This window comes from Nonomuraea sp. NPDC050394, assembly GCF_044459065.1.
Lineage (GTDB): Bacteria > Actinomycetota > Actinomycetes > Streptosporangiales > Streptosporangiaceae > Nonomuraea.
On sequence record NZ_JBITIO010000001.1, the window covers coordinates 1,556,558 to 1,579,335 of the forward strand.

Annotated in this window: 21 protein-coding genes; 13 read left to right on the forward strand and 8 right to left on the reverse strand. The window is 69.3% G+C overall.

All coding sequences use genetic code 11. From position 1 onward, the window contains the following. Nucleotides 1–2: 2 nt before the first annotated feature. Entirely contained in the window at nucleotides 3–533 is a 531-nt protein-coding gene (locus tag ACIBKY_RS07570; RefSeq protein ID WP_379620268.1) for an ATP/GTP-binding protein, read from the forward strand. A 151-nt stretch (nucleotides 534–684) separates the two neighbouring features. On the opposite strand, the gene ACIBKY_RS07575 is transcribed toward ACIBKY_RS07570, so the two are convergent. The 5 genes from ACIBKY_RS07575 to ACIBKY_RS07595 all read right to left on the reverse strand — a co-directional run bounded on the left by ACIBKY_RS07575 (nucleotide 685) and on the right by ACIBKY_RS07595 (nucleotide 5,646). Then, on the reverse strand, nucleotides 685–1,449 hold the full coding sequence (locus tag ACIBKY_RS07575) for a TetR/AcrR family transcriptional regulator (RefSeq protein WP_397095201.1): 765 nt from the start codon (nucleotides 1,447–1,449) through the stop codon (nucleotides 685–687). A gap of 33 nt (nucleotides 1,450–1,482) precedes the next feature. Next, nucleotides 1,483–2,052, reverse strand: coding sequence for a GTP-binding protein (locus ACIBKY_RS07580; RefSeq protein WP_397095203.1), 570 nt, complete (start codon nucleotides 2,050–2,052; stop codon nucleotides 1,483–1,485). Next, a complete protein-coding gene (locus ACIBKY_RS07585) occupies nucleotides 2,033–2,347 on the reverse strand; it encodes a DUF742 domain-containing protein (protein WP_221340875.1) in 315 nt (104 codons plus the stop codon). Before ACIBKY_RS07585 ends, ACIBKY_RS07580 begins: the two co-directional genes overlap by 20 nt. Nucleotides 2,348–2,413: 66 nt before the next feature. Continuing rightward, nucleotides 2,414–2,827 carry a roadblock/LC7 domain-containing protein gene (locus tag ACIBKY_RS07590; protein WP_379620459.1) on the reverse strand — a complete coding sequence of 138 codons (414 nt, stop codon included), beginning with the start codon at nucleotides 2,825–2,827 and terminating at the stop codon, nucleotides 2,414–2,416. A gap of 5 nt (nucleotides 2,828–2,832) precedes the next feature. Continuing rightward, nucleotides 2,833–5,646: a nitrate- and nitrite sensing domain-containing protein gene (locus tag ACIBKY_RS07595; protein ID WP_397095205.1), complete on the reverse strand. Its 2,814-nt coding sequence runs from the start codon at nucleotides 5,644–5,646 to the stop codon at nucleotides 2,833–2,835. A 437-nt stretch (nucleotides 5,647–6,083) separates the two neighbouring features. Here ACIBKY_RS07595 and ACIBKY_RS07600 point away from each other — a divergent pair, with 437 nt between their 5' ends. The 6 genes from ACIBKY_RS07600 (at nucleotide 6,084) to ACIBKY_RS07625 (ending at nucleotide 13,137) form a co-directional block, all read left to right on the forward strand. Beyond that, nucleotides 6,084–7,142: a glycine betaine/L-proline ABC transporter ATP-binding protein gene (locus tag ACIBKY_RS07600; RefSeq protein ID WP_397095207.1), complete on the forward strand. Its 1,059-nt coding sequence runs from the start codon at nucleotides 6,084–6,086 to the stop codon at nucleotides 7,140–7,142. 50 nt (nucleotides 7,143–7,192) lie between these two features. Beyond that, on the forward strand, nucleotides 7,193–9,052 hold the full coding sequence (locus ACIBKY_RS07605; RefSeq protein WP_397095209.1) for an ABC transporter permease: 1,860 nt from the start codon (nucleotides 7,193–7,195) through the stop codon (nucleotides 9,050–9,052). Between the two features lie 65 nt (nucleotides 9,053–9,117). Then, the gene (locus tag ACIBKY_RS07610) at nucleotides 9,118–10,029 is read left to right on the forward strand and encodes an ABC transporter substrate-binding protein (RefSeq protein ID WP_397095211.1); all 912 of its coding nucleotides are present in this window, start codon (nucleotides 9,118–9,120) and stop codon (nucleotides 10,027–10,029) included. Nucleotides 10,030–10,078: 49 nt separating this feature from the next. Further along, nucleotides 10,079–11,014 (forward strand): ABC transporter substrate-binding protein, encoded by a 936-nt coding sequence (locus tag ACIBKY_RS07615; protein ID WP_397095213.1) that lies wholly within the window; start codon nucleotides 10,079–10,081, stop codon nucleotides 11,012–11,014. Then, nucleotides 10,990–12,639 (forward strand): choline dehydrogenase, encoded by a 1,650-nt coding sequence (gene betA / locus ACIBKY_RS07620; protein ID WP_397095215.1) that lies wholly within the window; start codon nucleotides 10,990–10,992, stop codon nucleotides 12,637–12,639. The genes ACIBKY_RS07615 and betA overlap by 25 nt, the downstream gene beginning before the upstream one ends. A gap of 24 nt (nucleotides 12,640–12,663) precedes the next feature. Further along, nucleotides 12,664–13,137: a nucleoside deaminase gene (locus ACIBKY_RS07625; RefSeq protein ID WP_397095217.1), complete on the forward strand. Its 474-nt coding sequence runs from the start codon at nucleotides 12,664–12,666 to the stop codon at nucleotides 13,135–13,137. Nucleotides 13,138–13,275: 138 nt separating this feature from the next. Here ACIBKY_RS07625 and ACIBKY_RS07630 read toward each other — a convergent pair whose 3' ends face one another. Both ACIBKY_RS07630 and ACIBKY_RS07635 read right to left on the reverse strand, forming a co-directional pair. Then, on the reverse strand, nucleotides 13,276–14,229 hold the full coding sequence (locus ACIBKY_RS07630) for an SIS domain-containing protein (RefSeq protein WP_397095219.1): 954 nt from the start codon (nucleotides 14,227–14,229) through the stop codon (nucleotides 13,276–13,278). After that, nucleotides 14,226–15,305 carry a phosphotransferase gene (locus ACIBKY_RS07635; protein ID WP_397095221.1) on the reverse strand — a complete coding sequence of 360 codons (1,080 nt, stop codon included), beginning with the start codon at nucleotides 15,303–15,305 and terminating at the stop codon, nucleotides 14,226–14,228. The genes ACIBKY_RS07630 and ACIBKY_RS07635 overlap by 4 nt, the downstream gene beginning before the upstream one ends. Before the next feature lie 175 nt (nucleotides 15,306–15,480). On the opposite strand from ACIBKY_RS07635, the gene ACIBKY_RS07640 reads away from it, so the two are divergent. The 4 genes from ACIBKY_RS07640 to ACIBKY_RS07655 are packed head-to-tail and all read left to right on the forward strand — an operon-like array spanning nucleotide 15,481 to nucleotide 19,271. Further along, entirely contained in the window at nucleotides 15,481–16,608 is a 1,128-nt protein-coding gene (locus tag ACIBKY_RS07640; RefSeq protein ID WP_397095223.1) for a spermidine/putrescine ABC transporter substrate-binding protein, read from the forward strand. Nucleotides 16,609–16,617: 9 nt separating this feature from the next. Beyond that, entirely contained in the window at nucleotides 16,618–17,472 is an 855-nt protein-coding gene (locus ACIBKY_RS07645) for an ABC transporter permease (RefSeq protein ID WP_397095225.1), read from the forward strand. Further along, a complete protein-coding gene (locus ACIBKY_RS07650; protein WP_397095227.1) occupies nucleotides 17,465–18,244 on the forward strand; it encodes an ABC transporter permease in 780 nt (259 codons plus the stop codon). Before ACIBKY_RS07645 ends, ACIBKY_RS07650 begins: the two co-directional genes overlap by 8 nt. Further along, nucleotides 18,231–19,271: an ABC transporter ATP-binding protein gene (locus ACIBKY_RS07655; protein WP_397095229.1), complete on the forward strand. Its 1,041-nt coding sequence runs from the start codon at nucleotides 18,231–18,233 to the stop codon at nucleotides 19,269–19,271. Before ACIBKY_RS07650 ends, ACIBKY_RS07655 begins: the two co-directional genes overlap by 14 nt. On the opposite strand, the gene ACIBKY_RS07660 is transcribed toward ACIBKY_RS07655, so the two are convergent. Further along, on the reverse strand, nucleotides 19,265–19,900 hold the full coding sequence (locus tag ACIBKY_RS07660; protein ID WP_397095231.1) for a TetR/AcrR family transcriptional regulator: 636 nt from the start codon (nucleotides 19,898–19,900) through the stop codon (nucleotides 19,265–19,267). The genes ACIBKY_RS07655 and ACIBKY_RS07660 overlap by 7 nt on opposite strands. A 91-nt stretch (nucleotides 19,901–19,991) precedes the next feature. Between ACIBKY_RS07660 and ACIBKY_RS07665 the strand changes: the two genes are divergently transcribed. Both ACIBKY_RS07665 and ACIBKY_RS07670 read left to right on the forward strand, forming a co-directional pair. Next, nucleotides 19,992–21,266, forward strand: a complete 1,275-nt coding sequence (locus ACIBKY_RS07665) for a glycosyltransferase (protein ID WP_397095233.1) — start codon at nucleotides 19,992–19,994, stop codon at nucleotides 21,264–21,266. Nucleotides 21,267–21,305: 39 nt separating this feature from the next. After that, on the forward strand, nucleotides 21,306–22,721 hold the full coding sequence (locus tag ACIBKY_RS07670; protein WP_397095475.1) for an aminobutyraldehyde dehydrogenase: 1,416 nt from the start codon (nucleotides 21,306–21,308) through the stop codon (nucleotides 22,719–22,721). Nucleotides 22,722–22,778: the final 57 nt, after the last annotated feature.

Here is a 22,778-nt window from a genome sequence, read left to right on the forward strand (position 1 = left end):
TTGTGGTCGCGGGCGGCTTCGGCGTGGGCAAGACGACGTTCGTGGGGGCGGTGTCCGAGATCCTCCCGCTCACCACGGAAGCGGTCATGACGGACGCGTCCGCGGGCATCGACGACCTCGGCATGACACCGAACAAGCAGACCACCACGGTGGCGATGGACTTCGGCCGGCTCTCGCTCGACCGTGACCTCATCCTCTACCTGTTCGGCACGCCCGGTCAGCACCGCTTCTGGTTCATGTGGGACGACCTCGTACGCGGGGCCATCGGCGCCGTCGTCCTGCTCGACACGCGGCGCCTGGCCGACAGCTTCCCCGCGATCGACTACTTCGAAGAGGCCAAGCTGCCCTTCGTCGTGGGCGTCAACGGGTGGGACGGGCAGTTCCCGCATGGCGAGGAGGAAGTGCGGGAGGCTCTGGCACTGCCCTCGCACGTGCCGATCGTCCGCACGGACGCCCGGCACCGCGACTCGGTCAAGGCGACGCTCATCGCGCTGGTGGAGCACGTGGTCCGCATCCGCGCCGCGCACGTCTGACCCTCATCGGGTACGGCCCGGCGGCCCCTCTCCAGGCGGAGCGGGGCCGCTTCCGGTTTCTCAGGCGGTTCGCGGCCGACTTCAGCTTCTTCGCGGCCGATTTCAGCTTTTTCGCGGCCGGTTCCAGCTTTTTCGCGGCTGATTTCGGCTTTCAGGCCGTGCGTCGCCCGATCAGCGCCTCCACGCCGTCCAGCACGCGCTCCAGCCCGAACTCGAAGGCGTGCTCCGCGCTGTAGGCGCTGCCCAGCGCCTCCGCCGCCGCCTGTCCCACCCGCGCGGCCGTGGGGAAGCGGGCGGTGTCGCCGATGCGGGCCAGGAAGGGCGCGTGGGCGGCCCACCACTGCTCGTCGCTCATCCCGGTCTGCGACTCGGCCTGCGCGGCCTCCACCGCGCCTCTGGCGGTGCCGTGGACGAACCCGTTGACGAGCGTGAGCACCGCGTCCATCTCGACGTCGGTGAGCCCGATGCCGTCCAGCGCCCGCAGTTCGAAGTCGTACTTGGCGGTGACGTTGGGGCCCAGCACCGGCCGGGAGGTGGCGACCTGGAGCAGCCAGGGGTGGCGCAGGTAGAGCCGCCAGTTCTCCGTGGCGATGCGCGACAGCCGTTCGCGCCAGCCGCCCGGAGGGTCCTCGGGCCGCTCGACCTCTCCGTAGACGGTGTCGAGCATGACGTCGAGCAGTTCCGGCTTGCCGGGCACGTAGGTGTAGAGCGACATCGTCCCGACGCCCAGCTTCTCGGCGACCCGCCGCATGGACAGCGCCTGCAGCCCGTCGGAGTCGGCCACCTCGATGGCCGCGCGTACGATCCGCTCGACGCTGAGGTCCGGCTTGCCCTTACGGCTGACGCGGTCGCTGGTCCGCCAGAGCAGCGCGAGGCTGCGCGCCGGGTCGCCCTTGCCTGTGTACTCGATGGTCACGATCCGTACGGTACACCGTACGGCCGGGGAAGATCACGCGACGGTGGAGGAGAGCGCATGCTCGACCAGCGCGATGAGCGTGGACTTGACCGCGTCGCGGTGCCGGGCGTCCGTGCGGACGATCGGGACGTGCGGCGAGAGCGTGAGGGCTTCGCGCACCTCGTGCTCGACGTGGGGGAACTGCCCGTGCCAGCCGTTGAGCCCGATCACGAAGGGGATGTCGGCGTTCTCGAAGTAGTCGACGGCGGGGAAGCTGTCGGCCAGGCGGCGGCTGTCCACCAGCACGACGGCGCCGATCGCGCCCTTCACCAGGTCGTCCCACATGAACCAGAAGCGGTGCTGGCCCGGTGTGCCGAACAAGTAGAGGATCAGCTCGCGATCTAAGGAGAGCCGCCCGAAGTCCATGGCCACCGTGGTGGTCGACTTGCCGGGGATCAGCCCCAGGTCGTCGATCCCCGCGGAGGCATCCGTCATCACCGCTTCCGTCGTCAAAGGCATGATTTCCGATACCGACCCGACGAACGTGGTCTTCCCGACACCGAAACCACCGGCGACCACGATCTTGGTCGAGGTGAGGCCCGAGTTAGAGCCTGCGTAGTCCACTGAGCACCCTTTCCAGCAGGCTCCTGTCCGGCAGGCCCGCGTCCAACTGCGGCTGGTAGATCCGTACCAGCCCTTCCGCCTCCATGTCCGCGATCAGTACGCGGGCCACGCCGAGGGGGATGCTCAGCAATGCAGAGACCTCCGCCACCGACCTGACCTGGCGGCACAGCTCGCTGATGGCACGGTACTCCCGTGTGTAGGCCATGCCCAGCTGCGCCGAGGTCGCCGAGGAGACGAGCGCCTCCATCGCCAGGCCGCTGCGCGGAGCGGTACGCCCGCCGGTGACCGCGTACATGCGTACCAGCGAGCTGCGCTCCGCCTCCGGCGGGCCGTCATGCCACGATGCCACAGTCGACTCCGATCACCAGGGGCGCGCTGCGGAGAGCTCGGCGCGTACGGCGGGCGTCAGCACCTGCCCCGCGCGCTCCACGAGGATGGTCATTTGGTAGGCGACAAGGCCCATGTCGCAGTCCGGTGCGGCCAGGACGGCCAGGCTGGACCCGTCGCTGATCGACATCGCGAGCAGGAGCCCGTGCTCCATCTCGACCAGGGTCTGGTTGACGCCGCCGCCTTCGAACACGCGGGCCGCGCCCGTGGTGAGGCTGATCAGGCCCGCCGTGATGGCGGCCAGCTGGTCGGCGCGGTCCTGCGGGAAGCCTCGCGAGAACGCCATCGGCAGGCCGTCGGCGGAGACGACCACCGCGTGGGCCACGCCGGGCACCTGTTCGACGAAGCCGGTGACCAGCCAGTTCACGTCCCTGGCCGCCTGGCTCAGATTTCTCATGGGTTCTCCTCAAGCTCTGAGCGCCCTTTACGGACGCCCTGCTGGTAGCTGGAGAGCCTGCTTCGCAGCCTGTCTGGCTCGACCGGCGGCAGGGGTGGCGGTGGGGCCGCCGGCGTGGCAGAGCCCGGAACAAGGTTCGCCCTTGGCGTGCGTTTCGGCAATCCCGAAGAGGTCGTACCACCGTGTTCCGGCTCGCCGGTCGAGCGGGCGGCCTGCCACGCGGTGTCGGTGGGCGACTGCCAGTCGGTGCGCTGGTCGGGGGTGGGGGAGGACTTGGTGAACCAGCTCGACTCGTTCTCGACCGCCGCGAAGATCGGCAGGTACTCGTCGACCTTGGGGATGGGGCTGGTCATCTCGATCGACGGCGTGGCCGCGGAGAACCAGGAGCGCGGCTCGGACTCGGGCAGCGGCACGTCGAGCGAAGGGTGTTGCGGCCTGGCGTCGTAGGAGGGCGGCTCCGAGTCGTAGGAGGGGGAGGGCGTGGCGTCGTAGGAGGGCGGGCCACCGGCCTGCGGTCCTCCGGGTGATCCCCCCGGCGGGCCCGCGACGTGCGGTCCTCCGGGTGATCCCCCCGCCGGGCCCGCGGGGTGCGGTCCTCCGGGCGGGCCCGGCGGGCCTGCCGCGTGCGGCATCGAGTGTGGTCCCGCGCCGTGCGATCTGGGGAGGAGTGAGCCGGTGGGTGGGCCACCCATGGGAGGGTTCCCCGCGGCCGCGAACCGCGCGGATCCGCCCGGCGTTCCCCCCGCGAACGGCGAGGCCGCCGGGTCGAAGGGGGAGGAGCCCGTGTCGAAGGGGGACCCGGTGTCGAAGGGCGAAGGTCCCGTGTCGAACGGCGGTGCGGCCGGAGCGTCGAAGGAGTCGAACGGCACCCCCGGTCCGGCGGGAGCCACGTCGAAGGAGTCGAACGCCTGCCCGCCCGGCTCCGGCACATGCTCGGTCACCGCCGACAGCAGCGCCTCCGGTATCAGCACCATCGCGGTCAGCCCGCCGATGTCCTGGCGGCGCAACTGGACCCGGATGTTGTGCCGCAGCGCCAGCCGCCCGACCACGAACAGGCCCATCCGCCGCGACACCGAGACGTCCACGACGGGCGGATTGGCCAGCCGCCAGTTGGCCTGGGCCAGCTCTTCCGGGGTCATGCCGATGCCCTGGTCGGTGACCGACACCATGAGCCCGCCGCCGTCGATCCGGCTGCTGCTGATGATCACCTTGGTGTCGCGCGAGGAGAAGGAGACCGCGTTCTCCACCAGCTCGGCCAGCAGGTGCACCACGTCGCTGACCGCCTGCCCGGCGATCGCCGCCGCCGACTGCACCTGGATGCTGACCCGGTCGTAGCTCTCCACCTCGCCGAGCGCGGCCCGGACGATGTCCAGGAGCTCGACCGCCTCACTCCACTTGCGGGCCGCCTCCTGCCCGGCCAGGACCAGGAGGTTCTCGGAGTTGCGCCGCATGCGGGTGGCGAGGTGGTCGAGCTTGAAGAGGTCGCCGAGCCTGGTGTCGTCGCGTTCGCCGCGCTCCAGCCGTTCGATGAGGGTGAGCTGCCGTTCGACGAGCGTCTGCGACCGGCGGGAGAGGTTGACGAACATGGCGTTGACGTTGGAGCGCAGCCGCGCCTCGTCGCCGGCCAGCCGTACGGCTTCGCGGTGCACCTCGTCGAAGGCCCGCGCGACCTCGCCGACCTCGTCCTTGGAGAAGATGCCGATGGGCGGGATCTCGACGTCGGCACCGCCGTCGCGCGACTCGCGCAGCCGCTGGACGAACTCCGGCAGCCGCCGCCCGGCGATCTCCAGGGCCTCGCCGCGCAGCCTGCGCAGGGGCCGTACCAGAGAGCGGGCCACGCCCGTGGTGATCAGCAGGACCGCGATGAGCAGCGCGAGCACGGCGCCGGCGATGAGGTAGGCGCGCTGGCGCTCGGCGGAGGTGAGCTGCTCGCTGCGGGTCACGATGCCGGCGGACTGACGGCGCTCCACGGCGCGCATGGAGTCGACCATCACGCTCGCCGCCTCGTACCACTCGCGGGCGTCGTCGCGCTTGGCCAGGTCGAGGCCCTTGAGCGGCTGGTTGTTGGCGGCCCGGCTGAGCACGAGTTCGCGCAGGAACAGCATGCGCTCGGTGCCGGCCGCGTTGACGTTCTCGTCGAAGACGCGCCGCTCGTCGGCGGTGGCCTCGGCGGTGAAGGCCCGGCGCTCGTTGGTCTCGCGGGCCTGCTCGCCGAAGACGGCCTTGAGCTGCTCCTGCTCGAAGCGGCCCGCCTGCAGCGCGATGGTGATCCACGCCTGCTGCCGGGAGACGGCCTCCTTGGCCCTGGCCAGCGCGACGAGCAGCTGCGACTGGCGGAACAGCTCGTCGTCGTCGGTGCCCTTGCTGAGCTCGTCGTGGACGGAGATCAGGTCGCTGATGACGGTGGTGTAGAGCTCGATGGACGGTCCGGGCAGCAGGTCGCCCTTGCTGGTCTGCTCGCGCAGGCCGGTCAGGTCGTCGAGCCTGGCGAGGGTGGCCTCCAGTTCGTCGGCGGTACGCCCGGCGACCTCCCCTGACAGGTTCTCGGCGCTGGACTTGACGGTGGAGGCGGCGCCGCTGGTCTCGCGTACCTGCTGGGTGAGCGTCTCGACGCCGTTGTCCGGGCGGCCCCTGGCGATGAACCAGGCGGCGACGGCGCGCTCGCGGGCCACCTGATGGGTGAGCTCACTGATCTGGTCGGACAGGCGGGCGAGCTGGTTGGTGCGTTCGTAGTCGGAGGCGGCGCCGGTGGAGGCGAACATCTGCACGCCGCCGAGCAGGACGGCGGCGGCGGTGGGAATGAGGATCAACGAGACAAGCCGCGCCCGGACACGCCAATTGCGTAGCCGCCAGCCTCCCTCGTCGGCGGCTCTTGCCTGCCTTTCGCCTAACTGTGTGCTCACCGAACGCAACCTCTCGCCGCCCATATCGGCGTATATGGAAGGCCGTGCGGGCCCTTGGGAAATCCAGCAAGTGGGGGTAATTGGAACACATGCCGACTGTTGCGGCCAATCGAACATTACGCGCCAGAATTCGAGAGATGGGTCGCATGAGGCGAGAAGCTGGGGCTCCATCTTTCGGCCGGAAATAACCACGGAAGGTGGCGACTGTCCACCTATAGGCGATTGGCTCGTTCCAAGGCAGTAACGCATGGGAAGCGCCCCGGTATCTGGACGGTCACGACGTTGTGATTTGCGCTATTCACCACATATGTTGGCCCCCGTCCTAGCTACCTACGGGAGGCAAAATGGGGCTTGCTCCCGAGAGCGCGGCCATCGAGGTCAAGGGTCTCTGGAAGATCTTCGGGTCCGCCGCCGAAAAGGTGCTGAACAGTGAAGACAAGCACCTCGAAGCCGCCCCCCTCCGCGAGAAGACCGGCTGCACAGCCGCCGTGCGGGACGTGAGCTTCACCGTACGGCCCGGCGAGGTCTTCGTCGTTATGGGCCTGTCGGGAAGTGGCAAATCCACACTGGTCCGCTGCCTGACCCGATTGATCGAACCGAGCGCCGGCGAGATTTCCATCGGCGGCGAGGACATCGGCCGCGCGAGCCCCGCGCGCCTGCGCGAGATCCGCCGCCACCGCGTCAGCATGGTCTTCCAGCACTTCGGGCTGCTGCCCCACCGCCGCGTCATCGACAACGTCGCCTACGGCCTGGAGGTCCAGGGCGCCGCCAAGGCCGCCAGGCACGAGCGGGCCCGCGAGATCCTCTCCCTGGTCGGTCTCGACGGACACGGCGACGCCTACCCCGACCAGCTCTCCGGCGGCATGCAGCAGCGCGTCGGCCTGGCCCGCGCCCTCGCCGTGGACCCCGAGGTCATGCTCTTCGACGAGCCCTTCAGCGCCCTGGACCCGCTCATCCGCCGCGACATGCAGGCCGAGGTGATCAGGCTCCACCGCGAGGTCGGCAAGACCATGGTCTTCATCACCCACGACCTGTCCGAGGCGCTCAAGCTCGGTGAGCGCATCGCCATCATGCGCTCCGGCTCGATCGTGCAGCTCGGCACCCCCGAGGACCTGGTCGGCGCGCCGGCCGACGACTACGTGGCCGACTTCGTCCGCGACGTGCCGCGCAGTCACGTGCTGACGCTGCGCTGGATCGCCCGTCCACCCGAGCCCGGCGAGGCGCTGGACGGTCCCGCCCTGCCCGCCGCGACCGTGGTCAAGGACGCCATCGAGGTCTCCTCCGGCTCCGGCCACCCGATCCGGGTCATGGACGGCGACGAGCTCGTGGGCGTCGTGGACCGGGTGGACATGCTCTCCTTCCTGGCCGGGCACGAGACGCCGGCCGTACGGGCCGGGGCATGAGCGCGACCGCGGTCGGGACCCCGCCCCGTGTGAAGATGCCCAGGTGGGCCGTGCCGGCAGCGGTGGCGGTCGCGTTCGCGGTGGGCCATGTCGTCTTCCGTGGGGTGGGAACGCTCCCACACGATGACGAGGCGGGCACGTTCGTCGCGCTCACCGACGCGCGCGAATGGGTGGACGACAACAAGAACGCCAACCCGGTCTTCCTCTACTTCATCAACTACCTCCGGCTGTTCATCGACGGCCTGTTCCAGGCCTTCGAGACCGTGTTGCACGCGCTCGGCTGGCCCGGCCTGCTCGGCGTCATGGGCGGCATCGGGTGGCTGGCCGGCGGCTGGCGGATCGCACTGCTGGGCGTGGCCGGGTTCGCCTCGTTCGGCGTGCTGGGCGTGTGGGAGCACAGCGTCGACACCCTCGCCCTGGTCGCCACGGCCGTGCTGCTGTCGCTGCTGGCCGGGCTGCCCCTGGGCGTGTGGGTGGGCCGCTCGCCTCGGCTGCGCAGGGCGATCACGCCGGTGCTCGACTACATGCAGATCATGCCGACGTTCGCGTACCTCGCGCCGATGGTGTTGTTCTTCCAGATCGGCGCGCCCGCGGGCGTCGCGGCCACGATCATCTACGCGATCCCGCCCGCGATCCGCATCACCGCGCTCGCGATCGAGCAGGTCTCGCCCACCGCCGTCGAGGCCTCCGCCTCGCTCGGCGCCACCCGCTGGCAGACCCTGTTCAAGGTACGGCTGCCGCTGGCCCGCTCCACCATGACCCTCGCGATCAACCAGACGATCATGATGGCCCTGTCCATGGTGGTCATCGCCAACCTGATCGCCGCCCCCGGACTCGGCTCCGACATCATCAAGGGCCTGTCCAGGGAGAACGTCGGCATCATGCTCCCGGCCGGCCTCGCCATCGTGGTGATGGCCGTGGTGCTCGACCGCACCACCATGGCGGCCGCCCGGCAGCGGGCCCAGGCGGGCCTGTCACGGCTCAAGCTCGCCGTCGCCGCCGCGATCGCCGCCGTGGGCATCGGGCTGGCGTACGCGCTGCCGCCGGAGTTCCCCAGCGCGCTGGAGCTGCGGATGGGCGGCCCGGTGAACGAGGCGGTGCGCTGGGCCGAGCGCACCTGGTACCCGGTCACAGACGCGCTCAAGGAGTTCACGACCCGGCTGCTGCTGAACCCGCTCGACGGGCTGCTCACCACCGCCCCCTGGTGGCTGGTCGCCGCCGCCGTGCTCGCCTTCGCCTTCTGGGCCGCCGGGGTGCGCCCGGCGCTGACGGCGCTCGGCTGCCTGCTGGCGATCGCCCTGCTCGGGCTGTGGGAGCACAGCATGCAGACGCTGACCATGGTCTTCGTGGCGGTGACGGTCACGCTGGCGATCGGCCTGCTGCTGGGCATCGCCGCGGCCCGCTCCTCCCGCTTCTCGGCCGTCCAGCGCCCGCTGCTGGACGCCGCCCAGACGATGCCCTCGTTCGTCTACCTGCTGCCGGCGCTGGCGTTGTTCGGCGCGACCCGGTTCACCGCCATCTTCGCCTCGGTGATCTACGCGGTGCCGCCGGTGGTCCGGCTGGTGGAGGAAGGGCTGCGCGGGGTGCCGCCGACCGTGGTGGAGGCGGCGCTGTCGGCCGGGTCGACCCCGGGCCAGCTGCTGCGCAAGGTGCAGCTGCCGATGGCGCGCAGGTCCATCCTGCTCGCGGTCAACCAGGGCATCGTGATGACGCTGGCCATGGTGGTGCTGGGTGCCATGGTCGGGGGTGGCGCGCTCGGCTACGACGTCGTCTCGGGGTTCTCCCAGCGCACGGACTTCGGCATGGGCTTCGCCGCCGGAATCGCCATCGTGCTGCTGGGCATCATGCTCGACCGGATCACGCAGGGCGCCGACAGGCGTCCGTCCCCCCAAAAGAGGAAGCCGATATGAAGATTCGCCTGCTTGCAGGCCTTCTGACGCTTGGACTGGCCGTCGCGGGATGCGGCGGAGCCAAGGTGGAAGTCACGCCCAGCTCGGCCGCCGCGCCGTCGGGCTCGCAGAGCGCGGCGCCGGCCTCGGGCGGCGGCACCGTGAAGATCGCGATCAACCCGTGGGTGGGCTACGAGGCGAGCGCCAACGTCGTGGCCTACCTGCTGAAGAAAGAGCTCGGATACACGGTCGAACTGCCGGAGATCAAGGAGCAGCTCGCCTGGGAGGGCTTCGAGACCGGCGACGTCGACGTCATCATCGAGAACTGGGGCCACCCGGACCTCAAGAAGCAGTACATCGACGAGAAGAAGGTGGCCCAGGTCGCCGGCTCGACCGGCAACAAGGGCGTCATCGGCTGGTACATCCCCAAGTGGATGGTCGAGAAGTACCCCGGCATCACCGACTACAAGAACCTGAACAAGTACGCCGACCTGTTCAAGACCTCCGAGTCGGGCGACAAGGGCCAGCTGCTGTTCGGCGACCCGTCGTACGTGTCCAACGAGGACGCCCTGATCAAGAACCTCAAGCTCAACCTCAAGGTCGTCACCGGCGGCTCGGAGGCGGCCCTGATCAAGGGCGCCCAGCAGGCGCAGGAGCAGAAGAAGCCGCTGCTGTTCTACTTCTGGGACCCGCACTGGCTCTTCAGCAAGACGGATCTGGCCAGGGTGAACCTGCCGCCGTACGCCGACGGCTGCGACGCCGACCCCAAGAAGGTGGCCTGCGACTACGCCGAGATGGACCTGGACAAGATCGTCAGCACGAAGTTCGCCACGTCCGGCGGCAAGGCCTATGACCTGGTCAAGAACTTCACGTGGACCAACGAGGACCAGAACGCCGTGGCCGACGACATGACCAACAACGGCATGTCGGGCGAGGACGCGGCCAAGAAGTGGGTCGAGGCCAACACCGCCAAGTGGCAGGCCTGGATTCCCAAGTGACCCCCGGCAGGCCGCGGCCCCTCGCGGGCCGCGGCCACGAGGACCTGTGATGCCAACCAAACCGCTCGCGGGGCTGCTGGTCGCGGTCCTGCTGCTGTCCGCCTGCACCGGTGAGGAGCCCAAGGCCGCCCCCGGCACGCAGGGCACCGTGAAGATCGACATGCACGCCTGGGTCGGGTACGAGGCGACCGCGGGCGTGCTGGCCTATCTGCTGGAGCACGAGCTCGGCTACAAGGTGCAGACGCGAAAGATCACAGAGGACAAGTCGTGGCCCGATTTCGCCGCCGGCAAGGTGGACGTGATCGTCGAGAATTGGGGCCACCCCCCGGAGAAGAAGGAGTGGATCGAGGAGAAGAAGGCGGCAGTCCCCGCCGGTTTGACGGGGAACAAAGGGGTGATCGGATGGTATGTCCCTGAGTGGATGGTCAGGAAATATCCAGACATCACCAATTATAGAAATTTGAACAAGTACGCCGCGCTCTTCAAGACCACCAAGTCTGGAAATGCCGGGCAGTTCTTGGCGGGCGATCCGACCTTCGTCACGAACGACGAGGCGATCATCCGCAACCTCGGCCTCAATTTCAAGGTCGTCTACTCCGGCAGTGAGGACGCGCTCATCAAGGCGGCGCAGCAGGCGACCGCCAAGAAGAAGCCGCTGCTGATGTATTTCTACGAACCCCAGTGGCTGTTCACGAAGATCAAACTCGTCAAGATCAACCTGCCCGCGTACGCGATCGGGTGCGACGCCGACACCAACACGGTGGCCTGCGACTACCCGCCCTACCTCCTGGACAAGATCGTCAGCGCGGACTTCGCCCGTACCGGCGGCAAGGCCTACGAGCTGGTCCGCAACTTCAGCTGGACCAACGACCACCAGAACAAGGTCGCCAGTGACATGGTCAACGAGAAGATGACCGCCGAGCAGGCCGCCAAGAAGTGGGTCGACGAGAACAAGATCGTGTGGAAGGACTGGATCCCGAGGTGAGCTACGACTTCGTCATCGTGGGAGGGGGGTCGGCGGGCTGCGCGCTCGCCAACCGGCTCAGCGCCGACCCCTCGGTCAGCGTGCTGGTGCTGGAGGCGGGCCGGCCCGACTACCCGTGGGACGTGTTCATCCACATGCCGGCGGCGCTCATGTTCCCCATCGGCAGCCGCTTCTACGACTGGAAGTACGAGTCCGAGCCCGAGCCGCACATGAACGACCGCCGCGTCTACCACGCCCGCGGCAAGGTGCTCGGCGGCTCCAGCAGCATCAACGGCATGATCTTCCAGCGCGGCAACCCGCTGGACTACGAGCGCTGGGCGGCCGACCCGGGCATGAAGTCCTGGGACCACGCCCACTGCCTGCCGTACTTCAAGAAGATGGAGAACTGCCTCGCCGACCCCGGCGGCGAATGGCGCGGCGGCGACGGCCCGCTCAAGCTGGAGCGGGGCCGCGCGGAGGGGCCGCTGTTCGAGGCGTTCTTCAAGGCGGTCCAGGAGGCCGGCCACCCGCTCACCGACGACGTGAACGGCTTCCGGCAGGAGGGTTTCGCAGCCTTCGACCGCAACCTCCACCGTGGCCGCCGCCTGAGCGCCGCCCGCGCCTACCTCCATCCGGTACGGCGCCGCCCCAACCTGACCGTCCGCACCCGGGCCTTCGTCGAGAAGGTCGTCTTCGAGGGCACCAGGGCGGTCGGCGTCATCTGCGACGGCGAGCGGATCGCGGCCAAGGAGGTCATCCTCTGCGGCGGCGCGATCAACACCCCGCAACTGCTCCAGGTCTCCGGCGTCGGCCCCAAGGCGGTGCTGGAGCGGGCCGGCGTGCCCGTCGTGCACGACCTGCCGGGCGTCGGCGAGCACCTGCAGGACCACCTGGAGGTCTACGTCCAGCACGCCTGCCTGAAGCCGGTCTCGATGCAGCCGTCGCTGGCCATGTGGCGCCGGCCCTTCATCGGCGCGAACTGGCTGTTCCTGCGCCGCGGACCGGGCGCCACCAACCACTTCGAGGCCGGTGGCTTCATCCGCTCCAACGACGAGGTCGCCTACCCGAACCTGATGTTCCACTTCCTGCCGATCGCGGTCCGCTACGACGGCTCTGCCCCGGCCGGCGGGCACGGCTACCAGGTGCACATCGGCCCCATGTACTCCGACGCCCGCGGCTCGGTCCGCATCACCTCGCCGGACGTACGGGTCAAGCCCCAGCTCCGCTTCAACTACCTGTCCACCGACCAGGACCGCAGGGAGTGGGTGGAGGCGATCCGCCACGCCCGCGCCATCCTGGCCCAGCCCGCCTGGGAGGGGCTGAACGGCGGCGAGATCTCCCCGGGGCCCGAGGTGGAGACCGACGAGCAGATCCTCGACTGGGTGCGCAAGGACGGCGAGACCGCCCTGCACCCCTCGTGCACCGCCAGGATGGGCGTGGACGAGATGTCGGTCCTGGACCCGGAGACGATGCGCGTACACGGGCTGGAGGGGCTGAGGGTGGTCGACGCCTCGGCCATGCCGTACGTGACGAACGGCAACATCTACGCGCCCGTCATGATGCTCGCCGAGAAGTCCGCCGACCTGATCCTCGGCAACACGCCGCTCGACCCGATCCCCACGCCCTTCTACCGGCACCAGGGATAGGTTGCCATGATCGGGGGAGGCGACATGGACGACAGGGATCTGCGGCACCTGCGGCGCTGCGTGGAGCTGGCGGCGCTGGCGCTGGCCAAGGGCGACCAGCCGTTCGGCTCCGTGCTGGTGTCCGGCGAGGGCGCGGTGCTGTTCGAGGACCACAACCACGTGGCGGGCGGCGATCACACCCGGCACCCGGAGTTCGAGATCGCCCGCTGGGCGGCGGCCAACCTGACGCCGCGGGAGCGGGCGGCGGCCACCGTGTACACCTCGGGCGAGCACTGCCCGATGTGCGCGGCCGCCCACGGCTGGGTCGGGCTCGGCCGCATCGTGTACGCCGCCTCGTCGGAGCAGCTCGGCGAGTGGCTCGGTGAGCTGGGGGTGCCCGCGCCGCCGGTCGCCACGCTGCCCATCGGCGCCGTGGTGCCGGGAGCCGTGGTCGACGGCCCCGCCCCCGCGCTGACCGCCGAGATCCGCGCGCTGCACCGCCGTTTCCACACGAGCTGATCTCCGGTACGGCACGCGCCGCGGTACCGGAGAAAAGCACACCCGAAGAGCGGTCAGAACCGTCGGGCGGCCAGGATCGTCGGGCGGTCAGGGTCGGAGGGTGGTCGTGGCCGGAGGGTGGTCAGGGCCGGAGGGTGGTCAGGTCGACCACCAGTGGGCAGCGATCAGTTCGGCGACCAGCGTCTCCGTCAGCAGCGCGACGTCCGGGTCGGTGTCGTGCGTGTAGCGGACCGACGTCGCCGCGCCCGGCAGGCCGGCGCCCACGGCGAGCACCGTGGAGCCGCGCTGCTCCACCCACTCCATCGCCTGCGCGTCGTAGGCGGAGCCGGGGAAGAGGATGGCGCGGTAGTCGAGGGTCTTGGTGAGGTACACGTCCACGTGGGACCAGTCGCCGGTCTCGCACGCGTCGGCCGGGCGGCGCGGCCCCTCGCGGAACATCAGCGCCGACTGCTCCGCCGACGACAGGTGCTCGGCGGGGGCGATCGTGTAGACGCCGTGTGGGCCGTCCAGGAGCTCGATGGCGCTGGGCAGCCACTGCTCGCGCCGGTCCAGCAGGTCCGCGGTGGCCTCGGCCGCCTGCCACACCAGCCCGGCCACGCCGCGGTGACCGCCGCTCAGCCGCGACTCCAGGGCCAGCAGGAGCGCGAGCGTGTGCTGGAACGTACGGCAGGCCACCCCGCCCCGCTCCTCGCCCGCCAGCATGTCCACGACCGCGTCGGCGCCCTCGGCCACCGCCGAGCCGGGGTCGTTGGTGAGCGCGGCGACGAACGCCTGACCGCCCCGGTAACGGGCGACGGCGTCCAGGGTCTCCCTGCTGCCTCCGGTCGCCGAGATCGGCACCACGAGCGTGCCGCGCGCCGCCGGGAACGAGGCCCGCGCGGAGGCGTACTCGGCCACCGCGTTCACCCCGGCCGCCCGCAGCCGCAGCGCCGCCACGCCCGCGGCGTAGCGGGAGCTGCCCATGCCCAGGAACACCACGCGATCGACGTCACCGGGGATCGCCGCGAACGGGTCCTCCGACAGCGACTCCGCCAGCTTGGCCAGGGACTCGGGCTTGGCTTCCAGGTCGGCCAGGAACAGGTCGGGGTTCACGCGGGGTCCTCTTTCTCGTCGTACCAGGTGCGCAGGACGCCCATCGGGGCGTAGCGCCAGCGGGGCAGGTGGCGGGCGGCGTAGATCAGCTCGCGGCACTCCTGCTCGACCTCGAACGGCCGGATCAGGGCGGGGTCGAGCAGGTCGCAGGCGCCGGTGTAGGCGGACAGCAGCTCGCGCCTCGCCCGCCGTACCCAGCCGGCTGCCTCGCCGGGCGCGGTGCCGCGGCGTTTGATCGCCACCTGGGCGACGTGCTCCAGGCTCGTGGTCAGTTGCGCGAGGTCCCTGGCCGGCGGCTGGTACGGCGCCGCGTCCGCCACCGTGGGGTTGCCGTCGAAGTCGATGACCGCGTAGCCGTCGCGCCAGCGCAGGATCTGTCCCACGTGCAGGTCGCCGTGGATCCTGATCCTCGGCCCGGTCGCCGGGGTGCCGAGCGGGGCCAGCTCCGCGCGCATCCTTCCGGCCCGGGCGGTCAGCCACCTGCCGTCCGCCCCGCCGGTCACCGCCAGTGCCTCGTCCAAGGCGCCCTGCGCCCGCGTCAGCAGCCCGGGATCCGGGCCGGCGGGCGGGGGGAGGGTGGACAGCGCGGTGTGGAGGTTGGCGGCCAGGTGGCCGAGCGGCGTCGCGAAGGAGGTGTCGGCTGAACAGCAGGCGTCCACGCACCACTCCCAGCCGTCCGTGGCGTCCGGAAGGTAGCCCGTGACCAGGGCGAGCAGGAGCTCCGACTTGCCGTCGGAGCGTGTCAGAGCCGCGTAAGGAGGAGCTGTTTCGTTGAAGCCGGCGTCAACGAGGTGGGCGAAGATCTCGGGCGTCGGGTGGGGGAGCGGAACGGGCGGCGTGAGCCATTTGACGACCACCGATTCGGCCACGACCACCGAGTGGTTGGTCATGTCCACGTGCTCGCCGAAGCCGCGTTCAAGCGCCACCCCGGTGCCCTGATCAGCTTCGCCGTACGACAGAGTGGGCAGCGGCTGGAAGCGGCGCACGGCGAACGGCGCCGGCGGTTCCGACGCCAGCGCGGCGAGGAGCGCGGCGGTGAGGCCGTGATCCCGTTCGGTAAGGGGATTCTCACCCACAGAGAGCAACCGCTCCCATATTGAATCCGAGTTCAACAGGCAGACCAAACTTCCAGGTGGCAATGTCCGGAAAAGTCTTGCTCATGTTGATTTCTACTGCAACACTCCTCTCCTGGTCTGGCGTGCCTGGATGGTTGCGCGACCTCTTCCCCGAATTCCTGAAGGAGTAGCGACCGTGTTCCGTACCCGGTTCACCCGTCGTCTTCCGGCCGCCGTCGCGGTTGCCGGCCTCGCGCTCGCCGCTGCAGCGTGCGGCGGTGGTGAGTCGACCAGCACCGGCGCCCAGGCCGCGCCCAGCGCCAGTGCGGCCCAGCTCAACGCCAACGCCGACCTGTCCAAGCAGTCGCTCCAGGTCACGGTCTGGGACGGATACACGCCCAAGGAGCTCCCTGACAAGGTCAAGGAGAAGCTCAAGATCTCCCAGATCAAGATCAACCTGCACGACACCAACGAGACGGCCATGAAGAAGCTGGCCGTCCCTGGTGACAGCGGCATCGACGTGGCGTTCGTGTCCGGCCAGTACGCGCAGGCGCTGTGGGAGCAGGGGCTGCTGGAGCCCATCCACCCCGAGCTGATCCCGAACCTGAGCAACCTCTACCCCGAGGCCACCCAGCTGTCCTACGACAAGGGCAACAAGTACTCCGTGCCCTACACCTGGGGCACCACGGGCATCTGCTACCGCTCCGACCTGGTGAAGGCCGAGCCCACCAGCTGGAACGACATCCTCAAGCCGCCGGCCTGGGCGCAGAAGAAGGTCACGATGATGACCACCGAGCGCTGGCTGGCCCTGCCCGCACTCAAGGCGCTCGGCTACTCGGTCAACACCGACAAGGACGACGAGATCGCCAAGGCCAAGGAACTGCTCCTGGCCGCCAAGCCGCAGCTTCTCGCCTATGACGACACGACCTTCGGCGAGAAGCTCAAGACCGGCGAGGCCATCATGGTCGAGGCGTGGGACGGCTGGTGCCCGACCACCGACGAGAAGAAGAACATCAAGTTCGTGGTCCCGAAGGAGGGCAGCGACCTCTGGGTGGACACCATGGTGATCATGAAGTCCTCCAAGAACAAGGAGGCCGCGCACGCCTTGATCAACTACATTCTCGACCCCGAGATCCACGGCTGGGCCGCCGAAAACATCAACTACAAGGTCCCGAACAAGGCCGCCATGGACAAGGTGAAGGTGCCCGACGGCTCGCTGCTCGGCATCAAGCCCGCTGAGCTGCTCAACGGTGAGTCCATTCGCGACCTGGGCGAGGCGTCGACCAAGTACACCCGCCTGTCGTCCGAGGTCAAGGCGCAGTAAGCCCTCAACGTGAAGAGCCAGACCAAGGCCCGGCCGGCGTCCCCCGCGAGGGGGCGCCGGTTCGCGGCGTTCGCCTTCCTCTCGCCCGGCCTGGTCTATCTGACCGTGCTGCTGGTGGTGCCGCTCGCGTTGTTGCTCAGCGCCACGGTCTTCCGCCGGGGCAGGTTCGGCGGGATCGTCTACGAGTTCACCACGGAGAACTTCGTCAGGCTGATCGACCCGCTCTACCTGAACGTGCTGGTCAACTCGCTGAAGATCGCCGCCATCACCACGTTGCTGGCGCTGCTGATCGGCTATCCGACGGCGTACTTCATCGCCCAGCTTCCCCGGAACTGGAAGACGATCGCGCTGGTGGCGATCGTGCTGCCGTTCTGGACGAACTTCATCATCCGCATCTACGCGTGGATCATGCTGCTGAGCGGCCCCGGCATCGTCAACTCCGTGCTCGGGACCAAGATGGAGCTGCTGTATCGCGACGGCACGGTCATCGTCGGCCTGCTCTATTCCTACCTGCCGCTGATGGTGCTGCCGCTTTACGCCGCCATCGAGAAGCTCGACCCTCAGCTGCGCGAGGCCTCGGCCAACCTCGGCGCCTCGGCCTTCACGACCTTCCGCAAGGTGACGCTGCCGCTGACGGTCCCCGGCGTGCTGACCGGGTGCCTGTTCGTGTTCGTGCCGAGCTTCGGCAACTTCGTGATCCCCGACATGCTGGGCGGTGGCAAGTCCGTCATGGTCGGCAACCTGATCAGGACCGAGTTCCTGCAGGCGCGCGACGAACCGTTCGGCTCCACGCTGACGCTCGCGCTGATCGCCGTGCTGCTGGTGTTGCTGATGGCCCAGTCATGGGCGGCCCGCCGTGCGTAGATCGAAGCTGCTGTCCGTGCCGTTCTGGGCCGCGATCGTCTTCCTCTACCTGCCGATCGCCGTCCTGGTCGTCATGTCGTTCAACTCCGGCGACTCGGCCTACACCTTCGAGGGATTCAGCCTCAAGTGGTACGGCGAGCTGGCCGGGGACGAACGCGTCATCTCCGGACTGGTCAACACGCTGATCGTCGCGGTGAGCTCCACTCTGATCGCCACGGTGCTGGGCACCCTGCTCGCGGTCGGTCTGGCCCGCTACACCCGCTCCAAGCTCTTGGACGCGGTGGCGCTGATGCCCGCCATCCTGCCCGACCTGGTGCTCGCGATCGGCCTGCTGCTGCTGTTCGTGACGCTCAACCAGACGCTCGGCCTGCACTCGGTGATCCTCGCCCACGCGGTCTTCTCGATGGCGTTCGTGGCCGCGGTCGTGCGTACCCGCCTCAGCGGCGCGGACGTCTCGCTGGAGGAGGCCAGCCGTGACCTGGGCGCGGGCCCGGTGACCACGTTCATGAAGGTGACGCTGCCGCAGCTGGCGCCGGGCATCGTGGCCGGCGCGATGCTCGCGTTCACGCTCTCGCTCGACGAGTTCGTCATCGCCTTCTTCACGATCGGCAACGCCGACCCGACGCTGCCGATCGTCATCTACTCAATGATCCGATTCGGGGTGACCCCGGAGATCAACGCCCTGGCCTCGATCCTCCTGCTGGTGAGCTTCACCGCGGTGATCGCGGGGCAGCGGCTGACGAAGATCGGGGAGACTCGTGCTCAAGATTGACGGCATCACGCGCCGGTTCGGCGAGGTCACCGCGCTCGACGGGGTCTCGCTGGAGATCGGCCAGGGCGAGTTCTTCGCGCTGCTCGGCCCCTCGGGCTGCGGCAAGACGACGCTCCTGCGCATCCTGGCCGGCTTCGAGACGCCCGACGGCGGCTCGGTCTCGCTCGACGGCGCCGACCTGCTCACGATGGCGCCCAACAAGCGGCCCATCAACCTCATGTTCCAGTCCTACGCGCTGTTCCCGCACATGAGCGTCGCCAAGAACGTCGCCTACGGCCTGGAGCGCGAGAAACTGCCCCGCGGCGAGGTCAGGAAGCGCGTCGGCGAGGTGCTGGAGACCGTCGGCCTGTCCGCCCAGGCGAGCAGGAAGCCACAGCAGCTGTCCGGCGGCCAGCGCCAGCGCGTCGCCCTGGCCAGGGCCATCGTCAAGCGCCCCCGGCTGCTCCTGCTCGACGAGCCCCTGTCGGCGCTGGACAAGAAGGTCCGCGCGGACATGCAACTGGAGCTCAAGCGGCTGCAGCACGAGGTCGGCATCACCTTCGTGGTCGTCACCCACGACCAGGAGGAGGCCATGTCGCTGGCCGACCGCATCGCGGTCTTCGACACCGGCCGCGTGCGCCAGGTGGACCGGCCCGTCGAGCTCTACGAGCGGCCCCGCTCCCGCTTCGTCGCCGACTTCGTCGGCGCCAACAACCTCTTCGCCGGTACGGCCGGCGCCGACGGCACCCTGCGCACCGAGAACTTCGGCACCCTGCGCGGCACGGCCGTCGAACAACTGCCGGAAGGGGCGGCGGCGCTGCTGGCCGTACGGCCGGAGAAGCTGGAACTGACCGAGGACGGCCCGATGACGGGCAGCGTGCTGGACGTCAGCTTCTACGGCGGCGTCTCGCACATCTCCGTCGAGGTGCCCGGTCAGGCCAAGCCCGTGCTCGTGGCCGTGCAGGGCGCCAGCGCGGTGAAGCCCGGCGCCGAGGTCGGGCTGCAGTGGGGGGAGCGGGACGCGGTCCTGCTCCCGGCGGTTCAATGAGCGAGGTCGTTGCCGGTCGCCGCGCGCGCGTAGGAGAGGATCAGCTCCACCGCCTCCGCCGGGCCGATCACGGGGTGCCTGGCGGTGATGCGGTAGCCGTAGGCGTCCTCCAGGGCCACCAGGTTGCGCGAGATCGTCAGCGCGTCCGCGCTCAGCGTGAACACGCCGAGCGCGGCCCCGGTGTCCAGGATCGACTGGTACATCGACACCTGGCGGTCGTAGAGCGAGGTGAGCAGCACGCCGTACATCCGGTTACGGCCCGCGGCCCCGCCGAGCTCGTTGAGCAGGCGCACGTCCGGGTCGAGCGGCCCGGTCGGCAGCCCGGAACGGATCGTCATGACCAGCTTCTCCACCGGGTCCATGACGGCGGCGATCTGCCGCAGCCGCTGCTCGTAGAAGCGCTCCATGCCCGCGTGCTGGGCCTCGACGAGCAGCTCGTTGAGGTCGGGGTAGTGGTAGAGCACGGCACCGGAGGTCAGACCGGCCTCCTCGGCCACGTGCGAGAGCTGCACTCCGTCGACGCCATGCCGGATGATGGCTCGGCGCGCCGCCTCGATCAGATCGATCCGGCGATCCGTGCGACTCTTGCGCTGGGCCACGCCCACCCCCGATGCACCATGGTTCAGCAAATCCGTCACCATAGTGCCGCGAAGTTGACCTTTACGCTAGATCAGCATTTGAATTCCTGTTCAGATTGATGTTTCCCCCCGGAGTGACCACATGGCTCTCACCATCCTGTTCATGCCCGAGAGCGCGTACGGGCCGACGAACAACAGCATCGGCATCGGCGACATCCTGCGCCGCCGCGGACACCGGGTCGTCTTCGCGGCCGAGGCGTCGTGGAAGGGCAAGCTCGAAGCGCTCGGCTTCGAGGAGGACCTGGTCGACCTGGCTCCCCCGGCAGAGGATGCCGAGGAGCAGGACCCCGGCCAGTTCTGGAAGGACTTCATCCGCGAGACCGCGCCGGAGTACCGCAAGACCACTCTGGAGCAGCTCGCGACCGTCACCAAGCCGATCTGGGACTCCCTGATCGACGGTGTCAAGTACTGCGAGCCGCAGCTCAAGGCCATCATCGAGCGCGTGAACCCCGACGTCATCGTCGAGGACAACGTGATCACCTTCCCGGCGCTGCTGACCGCGGGCAAGAAGTTCGCGCGCATCGTGTCGTGCAACCCGCTGGAGGTGCGCGGCGAGAACATCGCGCCGGTCTTCTCCGGCCTGCCCGCCGACGACCGCGCCGACTGGGACGCCTTCCGCGCGGAGTACGAGCGCACCCACCGCGAGATCTGGACCGCCTTCAACGCCTGGTGCGTCGAGCAGGGTACGAGCCCGCTGCCCGACCTCGACTTCATCCACGAGGGCGACCTGAACCTCTACGTGTACCCCGAGGTGCTCGACTACACCAACGCCCGCCCGCTGGGCCCGTCGTGGCACCGGCTCGACTCCTCCGTGCGAGAGACCGAGGAGCCCTTCGAGCTGCCCTTCGAGAGAGGGAACGGCGCGCTGGTCTACTTCTCGCTGGGCTCGCTCGGCTCCTCCGACGTGGAGCTCATGCAGCGGGTGATCGACGTGCTGGCCACCACCCCGCACCAGTTCATCGTCTCCAAGGGCCCCCTGCACGAGGAGATCAAGCTGGCCGACAACATGTACGGCGCGGAGTTCCTGCCCCAGACGAAGATCATCCCGCTCTGCGACCTGGTGATCACCCACGGCGGCAACAACACCACCGTCGAGGCCCTGCACTTCGGCAAGCCGATGATCCTGCTGCCGCTGTTCTGGGACCAGTACGACAACGCCCAGCGCGTCGACGAGCTCGGCTACGGCGTGCGGCTGTCGACCTACACCTTCACCGACGAGGAGCTGAAGGGCGCCCTGGAGCGCCTGCTCGGCGACGCCGAGCTGCGCGCCGAGCTGGCCGCCACCGGCGAGGAGATCCGCGAGCGCGACGGCCTGCGCAAGGCCGCCGACCTCATCGAGCAGCTCGGCCTGAAGTAATCCGCCGGTACGGCTCGCACCGCCGGGCCGTACCGGGTCATCCAAGGAAAGAACCCCATGCGCCAACTGATCAACCCGGCCACCGGGCAGCCCTTCGCCGATCTTCCCGACACTCCGGTGGGGGAGGTGGCGGTCGCCGTACGGAAGGCCCGGCGGGCTTTTGAGGAGTGGTCGCAGACCACTCCGGCCGAGCGGGCGCGGCTGCTGCTGCGCCTGGCCGACCTCGTGGAGGCCGACGCCGAGGAGCTGACCAGGCTGGAGGTCGAGGAGACGGGCAAGCCGGCCGCGGTCTTCCGCGACGGCGAGCTGCCGTTCGCCGTCGACAACCTGCGCTTCTTCGCCGGCGCCGCCCGCTCGCTGGACGGCACCGGAGCCGGTGTCCTCAGCACCGGATACACCTCGGTGCTGCTGCGCCGCCCCGTCGGGGTGGTCGGGTCGATCGCGCCGTGGAACTTTCCGTTCATCATGGCCGTCTGGAAGATGGGGCCTGCGGTCGCGGCTGGAAACGCGGTCGTCATCAAGCCCGCGCCGCAGACCCCTCGTTCCACGCTGCGGCTGGCGGAGCTGTTCGCGCGGGCCGGGGCGCCCGAGGGGCTCGTGCAGGTGGTGCTCGGCGACGGGGCCGTGGGCGAGGCGCTGGTGACCGACCCGGGCGTGGACATGGTCAGCGTGACGGGCTCCACCGAGACCGGCCGCGCGGTCATGACCGGCGCGGCGCGCACGCTCAAGCGGGTGCACCTGGAGCTCGGCGGCAAGGCCCCGGCTCTGGTGTTCGAGGACGCCGACCTGGAGGAGGCGGCGCGCGGCGTGGCCATGGGCGCCACCTACAACACCGGCCAGGACTGCACCGCCGCCACGCGCGTCTACGTCGCCAGGACGGTCTTCGACGACACGGTCGAGGCTCTGCGTGCGACCCTGGCCAAGATCACCGTAGGCGACCCCTGGGACGCGGCCACGGACATCGGCCCGCTGGTCTCGGCGGCCCACCGCGAGCGCGTGCACGGCTTCGTCGAGCGGGCGGGCGCTCAGGTGGTGCACGGCGGGGCGCCGATCGACGGCCCCGGGTTCTACTACCCGCCGACGCTTGTCACCGGCGTGGCGCAGGACAGCGAAATCGTGCAAGGTGAACTTTTCGGTCCGGTCCTCGTGGTGCTTCCCTTCGATCACGAGGACGATGCGGTACGGCTGGCCAACGACACCCGCTACGGCCTGGCCTCATCGGTCTGGTCGCGGGACGTGGCGCGGGCCATGAGGGTGTCGCACCGCCTGGATGTGGGTGTGACCTGGGTAAACGACCATCTTCCCATCGCCAGCGAGGCCCCGCACGGCGGCGTCAAGGGCAGCGGATTCGGCAAGGACATGAGCCAGGAGGCCGTTCAGGAGTACTCGGTGACCCGTCACCTGATGATCAAACACGCTGCCCCGGTCGAGCGGGACTCCTTCCGGCCGGCCTGAAAGCCGAAGGCGAAACCGACCGAAATGACACGTTTGGTCGCGTTTGATGGGAAATGC

Bases quoted from the DNA above. Each gene is read 5' to 3' on its own strand.
- ACIBKY_RS07625 (WP_397095217.1), top strand. From the start codon at position 12,664: ATGGACGACAGGGATCTGCGGCACCTGCGGCGCTGCGTGGAGCTGGCG.
- ACIBKY_RS07600 (WP_397095207.1), top strand. From the start codon at position 6,084: ATGGGGCTTGCTCCCGAGAGCGCGGCCATCGAGGTCAAGGGTCTCTGG.
- ACIBKY_RS07665 (WP_397095233.1), top strand. From the start codon at position 19,992: ATGGCTCTCACCATCCTGTTCATGCCCGAGAGCGCGTACGGGCCGACG.
- ACIBKY_RS07585 (WP_221340875.1), bottom strand. From the start codon at position 2,347: ATGTACGCGGTCACCGGCGGGCGTACCGCTCCGCGCAGCGGCCTGGCG.
- ACIBKY_RS07615 (WP_397095213.1), top strand. From the start codon at position 10,079: ATGCCAACCAAACCGCTCGCGGGGCTGCTGGTCGCGGTCCTGCTGCTG.